The sequence below is a fragment of the Pedobacter sp. 05L430 genome (assembly GCF_056397585.1).
Genome location: NZ_JBFTNT010000179.1, coordinates 1 through 14465, shown reverse-complemented (window position 1 = coordinate 14465; position 14465 = coordinate 1). Strand labels below are relative to the sequence as shown.

At 39.0% G+C, this 14465-nt stretch carries 11 protein-coding genes; 7 read left to right on the top strand and 4 right to left on the bottom strand.

Annotated features, from left to right (window positions below):
* Window positions 1-166: 166 nt before the first annotated feature.
* Window positions 167-613, bottom strand: coding sequence for a KTSC domain-containing protein (locus AC1DG9_RS18800; protein ID WP_172659546.1), 447 nt, complete (start codon window positions 611-613; stop codon window positions 167-169).
* Window positions 614-983: 370 nt separating this feature from the next.
* On the opposite strand from AC1DG9_RS18800, the gene AC1DG9_RS18795 reads away from it, so the two are divergent.
* The 5 genes from AC1DG9_RS18795 to AC1DG9_RS18775 all read left to right on the top strand — a co-directional run bounded on the left by AC1DG9_RS18795 (window position 984) and on the right by AC1DG9_RS18775 (window position 8526).
* Window positions 984-1664, top strand: coding sequence for a response regulator transcription factor (locus AC1DG9_RS18795; protein WP_337716442.1), 681 nt, complete (start codon window positions 984-986; stop codon window positions 1662-1664).
* Window positions 1661-3022, top strand: coding sequence for a sensor histidine kinase (locus AC1DG9_RS18790; RefSeq protein ID WP_288881046.1), 1362 nt, complete (start codon window positions 1661-1663; stop codon window positions 3020-3022). Before AC1DG9_RS18795 ends, AC1DG9_RS18790 begins: the two co-directional genes overlap by 4 nt.
* Window positions 3023-3096: 74 nt before the next feature.
* Window positions 3097-4380 carry a TolC family protein gene (locus AC1DG9_RS18785; RefSeq protein ID WP_337716440.1) on the top strand — a complete coding sequence of 428 codons (1284 nt, stop codon included), beginning with the start codon at window positions 3097-3099 and terminating at the stop codon, window positions 4378-4380.
* Window positions 4381-4387: 7 nt separating this feature from the next.
* Window positions 4388-5488 (top strand): efflux RND transporter periplasmic adaptor subunit, encoded by a 1101-nt coding sequence (locus AC1DG9_RS18780; protein ID WP_337716438.1) that lies wholly within the window; start codon window positions 4388-4390, stop codon window positions 5486-5488.
* 17 nt (window positions 5489-5505) lie between these two features.
* A complete protein-coding gene (locus tag AC1DG9_RS18775; protein ID WP_477635031.1) occupies window positions 5506-8526 on the top strand; it encodes an efflux RND transporter permease subunit in 3021 nt (1006 codons plus the stop codon).
* Here AC1DG9_RS18775 and AC1DG9_RS18770 read toward each other — a convergent pair.
* Complete coding sequence (locus AC1DG9_RS18770; protein WP_477635030.1) at window positions 8432-9889, bottom strand: alpha-L-fucosidase; 1458 nt, start codon at window positions 9887-9889, stop codon at window positions 8432-8434. The two genes, AC1DG9_RS18775 and AC1DG9_RS18770, sit on opposite strands and share 95 nt — an antisense overlap.
* A gap of 157 nt (window positions 9890-10046) precedes the next feature.
* Between AC1DG9_RS18770 and AC1DG9_RS18765 the strand changes: the two genes are divergently transcribed.
* Window positions 10047-10757 carry an SRPBCC family protein gene (locus tag AC1DG9_RS18765; RefSeq protein WP_172659539.1) on the top strand — a complete coding sequence of 237 codons (711 nt, stop codon included), beginning with the start codon at window positions 10047-10049 and terminating at the stop codon, window positions 10755-10757.
* A gap of 15 nt (window positions 10758-10772) precedes the next feature.
* Here the strand turns inward: AC1DG9_RS18765 and AC1DG9_RS18760 are convergent, their stop codons facing one another.
* Window positions 10773-11285, bottom strand: a complete 513-nt coding sequence (locus AC1DG9_RS18760; RefSeq protein WP_172659538.1) for a DUF5362 family protein — start codon at window positions 11283-11285, stop codon at window positions 10773-10775.
* Between the two features lie 101 nt (window positions 11286-11386).
* Between AC1DG9_RS18760 and ychF the strand changes: the two genes are divergently transcribed.
* A complete protein-coding gene (gene ychF / locus AC1DG9_RS18755; protein WP_172659537.1) occupies window positions 11387-12481 on the top strand; it encodes a redox-regulated ATPase YchF in 1095 nt (364 codons plus the stop codon).
* Between the two features lie 182 nt (window positions 12482-12663).
* On the opposite strand, the gene mgtE is transcribed toward ychF, so the two are convergent.
* Complete coding sequence (gene mgtE, locus AC1DG9_RS18750) at window positions 12664-14037, bottom strand: magnesium transporter (RefSeq protein ID WP_477635029.1); 1374 nt, start codon at window positions 14035-14037, stop codon at window positions 12664-12666.
* Between the last annotated feature and the right edge of the window lie 428 nt (window positions 14038-14465).

The window sequence follows — 14465 nt, the reverse complement described above, 5'->3', positions numbered from 1 at the left end:
GCATAAAAGCCTACCGTAATAAAAGTAATTATAGCCAGAAAATGCACTTTCATATCCATGCTTTAAGTTTTATATATAAAACGTTTAAAAAGCAAAAATCGCTACACCATTAGCACTTATATGCTCAGGTTAGCGATCTCTCTTTAAATTCGATATAAGTTTTAGCCTAAGCTGTTTCCAGTTTCACGATGTTTCTGTAAGGGAAAGATCCAAAGATATGTCTGCGGGCAAATCTACCTGGAGAATCAGCGTTCACTAATTTTACATAAACGGCTTTAGGTACGCCAAAATATTCATAAGCACTACCATCAAGGAAATGAACAGTTAGTATTAAACCTGCCCAGCTATAATCAGCAATACCACAAGTAGCAGTAGTCTGAGTATACTCATCCAATGAAAGGGCCAATGTTTCCGGAGCAATACTAACCAGAAAATGATAAGCTTCAATAATTTCTTTGCTTTTGGTTTCTGCTTCTATTTTAGCTTCTTCGCTATCCTGAAACTTGTCAGGGTGCCAATCTTTCATTAAACCCCTATAAATGGTTTTTAATTCTTTTAATTCGGCATCCTTCTGTACACCCAATAACTTCCTGTAATCAACGATCTTCTTCATAAAATTTGCGCGAAGGTACGCAGATTTTTCGGGTAATCATATTATGATTCAATTAATTAGTTCTTTTTCGATGGTATCACAAAATGTGATACCATCTCATCGGGAATTCCCACAAGTTTATCCGTCGTAATTCATTATTTGATATTGTTACTATCAAACACAACAAGGAAACTTAAAATAACAAAAATATCTAATTAATTAATAAAAAATATCAAAAGTAAAACATTAAAGGTAATTTCAATATTTTGAGGGTTGATAGTAAACCAGTCGTCACCTCCTAAAAAACTATTGTCAACACTTACCCTATTGCTTACCAATTAGACGCTGCCCCCCTATAAAACTTTTCCCACAGATACTATATATTTGCGATATGTTCAAAATTGGATTAGCAGAAGATGATGAAAAAATAGCTGCCTTGATAAAAAGCGGGCTAGAGGAACATCAATATCATGTTACCCCCATACATGACGGCAGTTTGGCCTTGGCAGAATTTAAAGATCATGAGTATGATCTCGTAATACTCGACATCATGATGCCCGGCTTAAACGGCATTGAGGTATGCCGACAATTGAGAGCAAAAAACAAAGATCTTCCTATCCTTATGCTAACCGCACTTGGCTCTATTGAAGATAAAGTAACCGGCCTAAGTTCCGGTGCCGACGACTACTTACTTAAACCATTTCATTTCAGAGAATTACTTGCTCGCCTGGAAGCACTTTTAAGAAGAAACAACAAAAATTTTGCCCCACATAACATTCTTAATTTTGCAGACATCACTATGGATACCTATAGTAAGTCTGTTGAAAGAGCCGGCATAGCAATTGAACTTACTGCCAAAGAATACATACTGCTCGAGCTGTTTTTAAAAAACCCGAACAGATTACTATCCAGACAATACATTGCAGAAAATGCCTGGGATATTAGTTTTGATACCGGCACCAACGTAATTGATGTTTACATCAATTTCCTCAGAAAAAAAATTGAAAAGGGCTTTGATAAACGGTTGATACATACAAAAATTGGGATGGGCTATATCCTCAAAGAGGCATGAAAATAAAAGATCGGCTCGCATTATACTTTACACTGATCAGTACATTAGTATTGCTTTGCGTGCTCTTTACCATATACTTTACCTTCATAAAGTTTATGCAGAGTGATTTTTTTGACCGACTTACAGACCGCACCATGGTTACAGCCAAGCTTTACCTGGAAGCCGATGAAATATCAAGCGATTCACTAACCCGCGTACGGGAACAATACCTCGAAAAGCTAAATGGAGAGGTGATCCGTATTTATAACAGCAAAAACGACGCAACTTTTATTGGTGATGATCAGCAATACTGGAACATTCAAACCATCGAAAGGGTAAGGCGATATAAAAAAGCCCGGTTTAAGGATGGCAATAGACAAGTAGTAGGCATTTATTACAAAGACAATCAGGGTGATTTTGTAATCCTGGCCTCTGCCATCGACCAAAGCACCATTGTCAGAGCAGAAAAACTGTTGAAAATAATGGCAGCTATTTTCCTTGTTATCTTTGTAGGGCTACTGCTTTCTGCCCGATGGATTGCAAAAAAAATACTCCTGCCTCTGGATCTTTTTATAGATCAGGTTAAACTGATTAAGTCAAACAACCTTCATTTCAGGGTAAAAGAAGGACCCAATAAAGACGAGATTCATCTACTTGCTCAAAATTTCAACAACCTGATGGAGCATCTGGAGCAATCCTTCATTTTGCAAAAAACATTTGTAGCCAATGCTTCGCACGAGCTCAGGACTCCAATAACAAGAATGATCATAGGTACTGAAATTGCTCTTTCCCAGGATCGGAGTAAAGAAGAATACCAAAAAGCCTTAGCATCAGTACTGGAGGATTCAGAAAAACTGGAAAACATCATCAGCAGTTTACTTAAGCTTGCCCAGGCCGATCTGGAATATGGCTCAACCAATCTCGAAAAAGTACGTATCGATGAAATGATATGGAGTTTGCAACAGGAATGGAATCAAAAAACAGGTATGAATAGCCTTTTGGTTGAGGTAAAAGATCTCCCTATGGACGAAGATCAGCTAAGCATTACCTGCAACCCCACCCTATTGCAAATTGCAATTGACAACCTCATTTCTAATGCATTTAAATTTTCAGACCATCAACCTGTTAAATGCGTGCTTGATGTTAAAGACGATGGTATCCATATTTTCATTATCGATACTGGTGTTGGAATAGCGCCTGCTGATCTGGATAACATCTTCAAACCTTTTTACAGCTCATCATCTAAAGCTGAACATTCAGGAAGTGGTATGGGCCTATATATGGCACATAAAATCATTATGCTCTATCAGGGGAACATCAGTGTAAAGTCACAAAAGCACCAGGGCACCACCTTCCATGTGCACTTCCCGCTATTTTAATCTCATTTTAATTTCGCTTTAATTTCGCTTTAATTCTCTCAGGGTAGGTTTGACCAAACATTACACAAATGGTTATGATACCTTTAAGATTCCATACCTTTTTTGGCTGCATACTGCTCGTTTTCTTTGCAACAACAGCTTCAGCACAGGTAACAGATTCGATTAAGCTAAGCCTACGGGATGCCGAAAGTCTTTTTGTAAAGAACAACTACCAGCTAATCGCTCAGCAATACCAAACAGATCAGGCAAAGGCCGATGTGATAACCGCCCGCTTATTTGACAATCCTGAAATCAGCTACGAAAATCTTTTGTACAATAAAGAAACAAAGAGATTTCTTGAAACCAGCAAAGCTACCGGACAATATCAGGGCTCTTTATCACAAATGATTAAGCTTGCCGGTAAACGCAACAAGAATATTAAACTGGCTACTACCAGGGTTAAACTGGCCGAGTACGAATATTTTGATCTGATGCGCACTTTGCGATATACACTCAGCTCCACTTTTTATAAGATGTATTACGATCAGCAATCTGCCAAAGTCTACCAGGAGCAGATCAATTCCCTTGAACTTTTATTGAATGCCAATGAGCAACAGTTAAAGATGGGAAATGTGGCCATGAAGGATATCATCAGGATCAAATCATTGTTATACAGTCTGCAAGGAGAATATAGCAGTTTACTTAATGATATTGAGGATTTGCAAACTCAGCTTAAACTGATGACAAACATCAGGCCTGATGCAAATCTTGTTCTTGTGGTTCCTTCAGAGGAAGAACAGAACTACCAACCTGATAAAAAGACCTATACTAATTTACTGGATACCGCAAGGAGCAATCGCGCTGATCTTCAGCTGGCAAAAACTGAAATCACCTATGCCGAAAACAACCTGAGGTTACAAAAAGCCAATGCCGTTCCTGATGTTGAACTCTCACTTATTTACGACCTCAAGGGCTCTTATCCTGATAATTATACCGGACTAGGGATAAAACTTCCAATACCATTGTTTTACAGGAATCAGGGCGAAATAAAAAAGGCCAAAATTGCAATTGATGCAGGCAACTCGAAGCTCAGTCAGCAGGAAGCAATTCTCGAAAATGAGGTATACAATAGTTATACATCTGCTTTAAGAACCGAAAAACTGTATCGTGGGCTCGACAGTAATTTCAATGCTGATTTTGACAAACTGATTGTTGAAGTGATAAAAAATTTCAAAAACAGGAACATCAGTCTGATTGAATTTTTGGATTTCTACGACTCCTACAAAGCCAGCACATTACAAATGAACACATTAAAATACGAGCGCATGAACGCTAAGGAAGAAATCAATTTCGTTACCGGCTCAACTATTTTTAAATAACGCACACATGCAAAAAATCATTAAAACCATCAGCACACTTACTGCCCTCTCTGCTGTAATATTTCTACAAGGCTGTTCAGAACAGCCCAAAGAAGCTCCAAAGGAGGAAAAATTTGTAATTACAGACTCTTTGCTGAAAAGGCTGGAAATAGACACCGTACAGGGCGCAAATAATCAGACAGACCTTAATTTTTCAGCAAAGATCACGGCCAACGAGGAGAACATGTCAAAGGTTTACCCAATGGTAAGCGGGCTTGTTAAAAACGTACCGGCAAAACGAGGAGACCGGGTAACCAAAGGCCAGCTACTGGCCACTATGACCAGTGCAGAAATGGCTGGTTTTGATAAAGAAGCCATCAGCTCTTCTGCAGAATTAAGAAATGCGCAACGCAGTGTAAAACTTACAGAGGATATGTTTAAAAGCGGATTAGCTTCTGAACGAGATCTTGAACAGGCAAAAAACGACCTTATGGTTAAGGAAGCAGAAGATAAAAGAAGCAGGTCTATTCTGTCTTTAAATGGGGGTAATAAGAATGGTACCTATGTTATAAAAGCACCAATATCTGGTTTCATAATCGATAAAAATATAACCAGCAATATGCAGGTAAGACCAGATAACAATGAGAACTTATTTACAATAGCTGATCTTTCTAATGTATGGGCATTGATCAATATTTACGAATCAGACATTTCCAAAATTAAAGAGGGCGACGAGGTTAATCTTTCAATTCTATCCTATCCAGATAAACCATTTAAAGGCAAAATCAGTAAAATCTACAACATGCTCGACAATGACAGTAAAGTAATGAATGCCAGGGTGGTGATAGATAATCCGGGTTATTTATTAAAGCCGGGAATGATGGCAACTGTACAAATTGCCACCCGGAATGGTGCAACCTTGCCAGTGGTAAGTACAGATTGCCTCATTTTTGACAATAATAAATATTACGTGCTGGTGCTTGATCCGGTAAAAAAAGTACGTATACAGGAAGTAGAAATAGGCAGAAAATTCGAAAACAAGGCCTATATCAACAAGGGTCTTAATGCAGGCGATAGAGTTGTTGCTTCTAAACAACTTTTCCTGTACGACAGTTTGAGACCTCAATAACMACTTAACTTATAGTAATGAATCAATTCATTAAGTCGATCATAAATTTTTCCCTTAAAAATAAATACTTTGTATTTTTTGCCACCTTTATTTTAGTGCTGGCAGGGTATCTTAGTTTCAAGCATACCACTATTGAAGCTTTTCCGGATGTAACCAATACTAATATAACCATCATTACACAGTGGCCTGGCCGCAGTGCCGAAGAGGTTGAAAAGTTTGTTACCCGGCCACTAGAAATTGCCATGAACCCAACCGAGAAAAGAACAAGTATCCGTTCTTCGTCTTTATTTGGGCTATCGGTAGTTAAAATCACATTTGAGGACGATGTAGATTATCAATTTGCAAGGGTTCAGGTAAACAACCACCTTGATGAGGCCGACCTGCCTTCGGGTGCAAAGCCGGAAGTCCAACCACCATATGGCCCTACCGGCGAGATTTTCCGGTATACGCTTAAAAGCGATAAGAAATCCGTCAGAGAGCTAAAAACTTTGCAGGATTGGGTGGTTGAACGGGAGCTGCTATCAGTACCAGGCATCGCCGATGTGGTAAGCTTTGGCGGAGAAGTTAAAACATACCAAATCACAGTTGATCCTCAAAAATCATTACAATACGGAGTAACTGCTACAGAACTTTTTGAAGCTGTTTCTAAAAGCAACATTAATGTGGGTGGCGATGTGATTGAGCAAAGTGGACAAGCTTATGTGGTACGCGGAATTGGTGTGCTAAATAATATTGATGAGATCAAGAACATCATTATTGACAACTTTAACGGCACACCGGTGTATGTTAAAACCATAGCCGAGGTAACGGAATCTGCTCTGCCACGCTTAGGGCAGGTTGGCAGAGACCATGACCCTGATGTAGTTGAAGGTATTGTAGTGATGCGTAAGGGCGAAAACCCAAGCGAAGTGATCCACAACCTTAAAGAAAAGATTAAGGATGTAAATGAAAACATTTTGCCGGGCGACGTAAAGATCAGTCCTTTCTATGACCGTGAGAATCTGGTAAATTTTGCCACGCATACAGTAATGCACAACATGCTGGAAGGGATCATTTTTGTTACCCTGATTGTGTTCCTGTTTATGGCTGATTGGAGAACCACACTGATCGTTTCTCTTATTATACCCCTGGCACTCCTTTTTGCTTTTATTTGTTTAAAACTAAAGGGTATGTCGGCCAACCTGCTCTCTATGGGCGCCATAGATTTCGGGATCATTATAGACGGTGCAGTAGTAATGGTAGAGGGAATTTTTGTCGCCCTCGATTACAACTCTCATAAAAACGGCGCCGAGAAATTTAACCGGATGAGTAAACTAGGCATCATTAAAAGGGCCTGTCTGGAAAATGGCAAGGGCATTTTCTTTGCCAAACTGATTATCATTACCGGCTTAATGCCAATCTTTACTTTTGAAAAAGTAGAAGGTAAAATGTTCTCGCCATTGGCATGGACCCTAAGTTTTGCATTGTTAGGTGCCCTGTTGCTAACCTTTACATTGGTACCAGCAATGGCAAGTGTATTGCTTAGAAAGAATGTTAAAGAAAAGCACAACATCTTTTTAGAGTTCCTTACAAAAGTTGTGATGCGGGTTTACACGGCATGCTTTAAAGCTAGAAAACTCGTCTTCGGTACAGCCATGGTTATACTGGTTGTTGGCTTATTTAGCTTTAAATTTCTGGGAACAGAGTTTTTACCTACACTGGATGAAGGATCCATATATGTAAGGGCCAGTGCTCCGCTAAGTGTTTCACTCAATGAAACTAAAAAGCTTTCGAACGAGATGCGTAAGATCTTTTTAAGCTTTGAGGAGGTGAAACAGGTAATATCGCAAACCGGCCGACCAAACGACGGCACAGATGCAACAGGATTTTACAATATGGAATTCCTGGTTGATATTTATCCCAAAGCAGAATGGAAACGTAAGCAAACCAAAGAGGAACTGGTAGAGCGTATGCAGGAAAAGCTTAAAGGTTATCCCGGTATTAGTTTAAACTTCTCTCAGCCAATTTCGGATAACGTGGAGGAAGCGGTATCAGGTGTAAAAGGATCTATTGTGGTTAAAATGTTTGGCAACGATTATTCCTTTATCGAAAAGCATGAGCAAGACATATATAACATTCTAAAAACAGTTAATGGGATTGAGGATTTAGGGATTCTTAGAAATCTTGGACAGCCTGAATTGCAGATCAACCTCGATCAAAGTAAAATGGCGCTATACGGAGTGAGAACAGAGGATGCAAACTCCATAATAGAGATGGCTATTGGTGGTAAAGCCGCTACACAGATTTATGAAGGAGAGCGTAAATTTGATCTCCGAATCAGATATCCTGAAGACTTTAGAAAAGATGAAGCTTCAATTGGTGCGCTACGTATCCCTACTATTTCTGGTGCCAAAGTTCCATTAAGTGAAATTTCTACTATTCGTAAAATTACCGGCCCAAGCATTATTTACCGCGATAAGCATGAACGCTATGGGGCCATTAAATTCTCAATAAGAGGGCGTGATATGGGAAGTGTAATTGCCGAAGCACAGGCTAAAGTAAAAGCTCAAATTAAACTTCCTAAAGAATACAAACTGGAATGGGCAGGTGATTTTGAGAACCAACAAAGGGCAACCAGTCGTTTATCTGAAGCTGTGCCGATCAGCTTATTGCTCATATTTTTTATCCTGTTTGTATTGTTCGGAAACATTAAAGATTCATTACTGGTGTTAAACAATGTACCATTTGCAATGATTGGGGGCATACTTGCGTTGCTCGCAACGGGAGTTAACTTCAATATTTCGGCCGGCATTGGGTTTATTGCACTGTTTGGTATATGCGTGCAAAATGGGGTAATTCTGATTACACGATTTAAAAGCAATATGGTAGAATTAAAACATCGTCCGGAATGGACTTTTGCTGACGCACTGAAAAATGGCGTTGCCACCAGAATGCGTCCGGTAATTATGACTGCGTTGATGGCTGCAATTGGTTTGATGCCGGCTGCACTATCAACCGGAATAGGTTCAGAAGCATCAAAACCTTTAGCTTTACCCTAATCTTACTCGTTTTTACAGTGGGGAACACCAGGATTCTTTTGCGACCTATGGTAGTCTGTGTATCTAAAGTCTTAAATTCAGATCCTTCCAGATATTCTACCGAGAACGATTTCACTCTTTGTCCTAGTTTAATAAATTCCTGAAGTACAATACGGTTAAGCTCGGTTTCTTTACCCAGATCTATGGTAATCACTGCGCTTTTTACCTGATCATCTGTTGTCCAGTAAGTCTCGTTGTTTCCGTCGGTTAAATTTTGTCCATTGAATTTCTTATCCTTTCCTCTGATGTTGCTTACTGTTACTTTTCTGCCTTTTGCCAGATCAGTTTTATAAGCAGCATCCAGGTATTTTTTGAATTCCATTAATCTGGTAGAATCTGTTGGATGAATTAAACCATCACGATTTACCGGAACATTTAACAACAGGTTACTATTGCGGCCGACGGAAGTATTGTAGATAGATTCCAGCTGATCAAGTGTTTTAACCTGATTATCGGTATTGGCGCTATAAAACCATCCTGGTCTGATAGAAACATCAACCTCTGCAGGAATCCAGTATTTACCATTCTCATCACCTGTGCTAAGTACTTTACTTTCAGGAGCCTCTGCTCCTACTCCAAATCCATCGGTATTTAAGGTCGACCAGTTGGTTTCGCCCGCAACACCTCTTTCATTTCCCATCCAACGAATATCAGGACCGATATCACTAAATATTACTGCCTGAGGTTGGTTTTTGCGAACTACATTATAAAACTTAGGCCAGTCGTATGCCTGCTTTTTATCACCGCCATTTGCACCGTCAAACCATTGTTCAAAAACACTTCCGTAATTGCTTAATACCTCATTAAGGGTGTTGGCAAATACGTCATTATACTTAGGGGTGCCATATTCAGGATGATTACGATCCCAAGGGGACAAATAAACTCCGAATTTTAAGCCATATTCCTTACAAGCTGCAGATAATTCCTTTAGCACATCTCCTTTACCGTCTTTCCAGGCGCTTTCTCTAACAGTGTGTGTACTGAATTTACTTGGCCACAGGCAAAAACCATCATGGTGTTTGGCAGTAATAATAATTGCCTTCATACCAGCATTTTTTGCAGTGCGAGCCCATTGTCGGGCATCAAGTTTCTTAGGATTAAACAACTTTGGATCTTCGTCGCCATGCCCCCACTCTTTGTCTGTAAATGTGTTTGGTCCAAAATGGATAAACATATAATACTCCATTTGTTGCCAGGCATATTGATTTTTGTTTGGAACGGCACCATAAGGTTTAGGTGCTGCTACAGATGATTGCGCATAACTGTTTGCAGTAAACAATAATGAGCACAATGCTGCTGCTGAATAGGTCTTTATTAGTTTCATTGTGTATGGTTAGTTACGAACTTTAAAATTGCAATTTATGCATTGCTAAAAATTCTACGCTATTGTCATTAAAATAAATGATTTTGGCAAATCTTAAAACTTATCTATTAACCAAAGTGTTATTGGTTTATCGTTGCCAATAAAAATAAGCCATCAAATGAAAACACATGAAAGTAATTTAAAGCTCCGGTCGGGAAAATTCTCTATCGAGAAGCATCATTATGAGAACATAGGTCTTACAGAACGTATGGTTTCTGTATTGCTAAGTGGTATTTTAATGACCAGAGGGATTAGGAGACCGCTTAAAGCGCAATTTTTATATGGTGCTTACCTGGCATACAGGGGCTTTACCGGCAAATGTTTTGTATATGAGAAACTTGGAATAGATGGCAATAAACCGAGAGCGATAAATATTAGGGGTGAATTTGAAATTGACAGACCTGCCAGCGAGGTATATGCCTACTGGCGCGATTTAAATAACCTTCCGGGTAGCATTAAACATTTACTAAACGTAGAGGTAATTGATGAAAACCTTTCTCATTGGAAAAGCAATGTAATGGGAAATTTATTTTCGATAGACTGGGATGCAGAAATTATAAAGGATGAACCAAATCATTTAATTGGATGGAGATCTTCTCCAAGTTCTTTAATAAGTCATGTAGGGCGGGTTAAGTTTACCGAAACAGCTGATAAAACCGGAACGATATTGAAAGTGGTTCTATCCTATCATCCTCCAATTGGAGGCGTTGGCATTGGTTTAGCCAGGCTGTTAAACCCGTATTTTGAAAGTCTTTTAAAAAAAGAGATCAGAAGCTTTAAACATACCATTGAAAACAAGATTCCGATATATGCTAACGGAACCTTGTAAAAGTATCTTTAGTTATTAAGGAGCAACACTACCAGCACCAAGGTAAGCAACAATTCCAAGAAGAAAAGAGATAATGTAAAGGCCCAATATGGTGATGGTAATGATACCCCAAAATTTAAAGAACGATTTCATTTTACTCATTGCCTCGCTTAGCGCGGGCTGATCGCCATATAATACAGCCTGTTTTGCCGAATTGGCATATTTAAACATTAATAAGCTTGGGTAAAAATAAAGTAAAGCCGACAATAGGAATACTACTGTAAGGAAACCTCCTCCAAGTGCCGCCCAGGGATTGTTTGCTGCACCCACCTTACCATTCATTGCGCTTATCAATGCTTCAGCACTAAATGAAAACAAGACCATGAATCCCGTTACTACAAATCCTATTATTGACAAGAATTTGGTCCACCTGGCGGTTTCATATATGTAACTACGTATGTCTTCTGTAACGGTTAACAAGACTTCCTCTCCCTCTTGAGGGTCATTGTGTGTTGTTTCCTCAGGATTTTCTTCTTCAAAATGTTCCATGTTGATCGTATTGTTTTTTTATAAGGCTTTTAGCTTGCCTAAACATAAAGAATATTTTTAAAAAATTGATACCTTTGCGCCAAATCAAGAAAAAAACATACATGGCATTACAATGTGGTATAGTTGGTTTACCAAATGTTGGAAAATCCACTTTATTTAACTGTTTATCTAACGCAAAAGCTCAAGCCGCTAACTTTCCTTTCTGTACTATAGAACCAAATATTGGTGTTATTACAGTTCCTGATGATAGGTTAACTAAGCTTGCAGAACTCGTAAATCCCAACCGGATTGTACCAAATACAATTGAGATTGTAGATATCGCTGGTTTGGTAAAGGGGGCTTCAAAAGGTGAAGGTCTTGGTAACCAATTCCTGGGTAATATTAGAGCAACAAACGCTATTATCCACGTTTTACGTTGCTTTGACGACGGAAATGTGATTCACGTTGACGGATCGGTAGACCCAATTCGCGATAAAGAAATTATTGATACTGAATTACAGCTTAAGGATTTGGATACTGTTGACAAACGTATCCAGAAGGTCGAAAAAATGGCTAAAACCGATAAAGATGCAAAAAGAACCTTCGATATCCTAAGCATAATAAAGTCTCATATCGAGAGCGGAAAATCAGTTCGTTCTGCTGCAGTTTCTGCTGAAGATTTTGAATTTATTCAGGATCTAGGCTTACTTACTCAAAAGCCGGTAATGTACGTTTGTAATGTTGATGAGAATTCCGTTATAACCGGCAATGCTTATGTTGAGCGCGTTAAAGAAGCAGTAAAAGATGAAAATGCTGAGGTTCTGGTGATTTCTGCTAAAATTGAATCTGAAATTGCTGAGCTTGAAAGTTACGAAGAACGCCAGGAATTCCTGGCCGATCTTGGCTTAACTGAATCGGGTGTAAATAAACTGATCCGCGCTGCCTACAGGTTACTAGACCTATATACTTACTTTACGGCAGGTGTACAGGAAGTAAGAGCCTGGACAATCACAAAAGGTTTCACCGCGCCTCAGGCTGCCGGTGTAATTCATACAGATTTTGAAAAAGGATTTATCCGTGCTGAGGTAATTAAATATAACGACTTCGTAACACTGGGTTCTGAGAATGCATGTAAAGATGCCGGAAAACTAGGTGTTGAAGGAAAAACCTATGTTGTTGAAGACGGAGATATTATGCACTTCCGTTTTAACGTTTAGATTTTTGACTTTTAAAAATCAAAAGAGGATGATCACAAATGATCATCCTCTTTTTTTATTTCTAAATTATGCATTATGCCTCCAAAAAATCGGTCTTCTAAGAAAAGACCTAGGCGCTGTTGACCATTCAGCGCAGCGGGCAACAGATGCCCGTCTTTGAATAGAACGGCCTATTTTGTCCTTTATAACAGCACTCCCGTAAGAAACAACACTGCTACAGAGAAATAGATGATCAGGCCCGTTACATCCACCAGGGTGGCTACAAACGGAGCAGATGACGTAGCAGGGTCAGCCCCAAGTTTCTTAAGTAACAAAGGAAGCATTGATCCTGAAAGCGAGCCCCATAATACTACCCCTACCAAGGCTACTCCAACTGTTAAACCTATAAGCATCCAATGTGGGCCATACATATCGGTAAAGAAAGTCCAGGCAAAGATTCTTAAGAACCCTATTGTACCCAATACAATCCCCAGCATCAAACCAGAGATAATCTCCCGGCGCATTACCCTCCACCAATCACCAATAGTAATCTCGCCAAGTGCCATGGCCTGAATAATCAAAGTAGATGCCTGCGAGCCACTGTTTCCTCCACTTGAAATAATTAGCGGAACAAACATGGCCAATATAACCGCCTTGGCAATATCAGCTTCAAAATGTGCCATCGCAGTTGCAGTAAGCATTTCTCCAAGAAAAAGTACAACAAGCCAGCCTATTCTTCTTTTAAACAAACCAAGTATGGGCATATCCAAATAAGGTTCATCTAAAGCCTGGGTACCCCCAATTTTATGTATATCTTCGGTATATTCTTCGTTTGCAATCCATAGAATATCATCTACGGTAACTATCCCCAGCAATACATTATTCTCATCCACAACCGGTAATGCTACCCTGTTGTTCATTCTAAATATATTAATGGCTTCTTCCTGATGGTCGCTTGCTTTTAAAGCAATTAAGCGCTGATCTGTAAGATCACCGATTTTGGCTTCCGGATCAGCAAGTAAAATCTCCCTTATTCTAATGTCGTCTAACAGTACACCGTCTTTATCGATCACATAGATCACATCAATGGTCTCAGAGTTTTTGCCATAACGCCTGATGTGCGAAAGCACTCGTGTTACCGTCCAATCCTTTTTAACTGCAACATAGTCTGGCGTCATCAACCTACCCACACTATCCTCTTCGTAGCCTAGCAGCGAAAGTGCTTCTACTCTATCTTTGGCAGGTAAAAGAATAATCAACTTTTTAACAGCATCACCTTTCAGTTCACTAAAAAGTGAAGTACGGTCATCGGGTGGAAGTAAATTGATTAACTCAGCTAACTTATTGCCTGGAAGCTTTTTAATGATCTTTTCCTGAGTAGGAAAATCAAGAATACGGAATACATTTACGGCCCTTTTAACAGATAAAGTTTCAATAAATTTTACTGCATGCTGGGGGAGTTCGTCTATCAGATGTTCTACATCTGAAATATTCAGATCATCTAAATAAGCCTTTAATTGCGCATCGTCTTGAAGCTCTAAAAGCTTTAYGATTTCTTCAACAACTACCTCTTCCATATGCACTAAATTCTTTACATGATTTTCACTATTTTACGGGTGCAAAAATGCCTTTTTATTTTTAAAAAAGGCACTTATAATCAGAAAATTATTAGAATAAAAATGAGGACTACCAAAGCTTATCCTTTTCGTTAATAAACCTGCAGTTTATTAGTTAGCAGAGTTCCCAAAAATTTTTCTAAATTTAATACACCAAATATTGTCTCAATTCCTAACACTAACGAACAGATATGACTAAAAAGCGTCTATAGTTAACCCCAACACCCCCTAACCCTATTTAATCATCCTAATCCTAACCTTTATGAACCTACGTTTTATCCACCTAAGCTTATTTAAGCTTACTTCTTACGTCCAGCTAATTCATCTTTACAAGCCCAATAAAGAATAGCCGGCTAATCTTAAGTTCTGTATTGATATTACCTTAAGGT

Coding starts and splice junctions, on each gene's coding strand:
- AC1DG9_RS18800 (WP_172659546.1), bottom strand. CDS start 613: ATGAAGAAGATCGTTGATTACAGGAAGTTATTGGGTGTACAGAAGGAT.
- AC1DG9_RS18765 (WP_172659539.1), top strand. CDS start 10,047: ATGAAAACACATGAAAGTAATTTAAAGCTCCGGTCGGGAAAATTCTCT.
- AC1DG9_RS18780 (WP_337716438.1), top strand. CDS start 4,388: ATGCAAAAAATCATTAAAACCATCAGCACACTTACTGCCCTCTCTGCT.
- AC1DG9_RS18770 (WP_477635030.1), bottom strand. CDS start 9,889: ATGAAACTAATAAAGACCTATTCAGCAGCAGCATTGTGCTCATTATTG.
- AC1DG9_RS18775 (WP_477635031.1), top strand. CDS start 5,506: ATGAATCAATTCATTAAGTCGATCATAAATTTTTCCCTTAAAAATAAA.
- AC1DG9_RS18760 (WP_172659538.1), bottom strand. CDS start 11,285: ATGGAACATTTTGAAGAAGAAAATCCTGAGGAAACAACACACAATGAC.
- AC1DG9_RS18790 (WP_288881046.1), top strand. CDS start 1,661: ATGAAAATAAAAGATCGGCTCGCATTATACTTTACACTGATCAGTACA.
- AC1DG9_RS18785 (WP_337716440.1), top strand. CDS start 3,097: ATGATACCTTTAAGATTCCATACCTTTTTTGGCTGCATACTGCTCGTT.
- AC1DG9_RS18795 (WP_337716442.1), top strand. CDS start 984: ATGTTCAAAATTGGATTAGCAGAAGATGATGAAAAAATAGCTGCCTTG.
- ychF (WP_172659537.1), top strand. CDS start 11,387: ATGGCATTACAATGTGGTATAGTTGGTTTACCAAATGTTGGAAAATCC.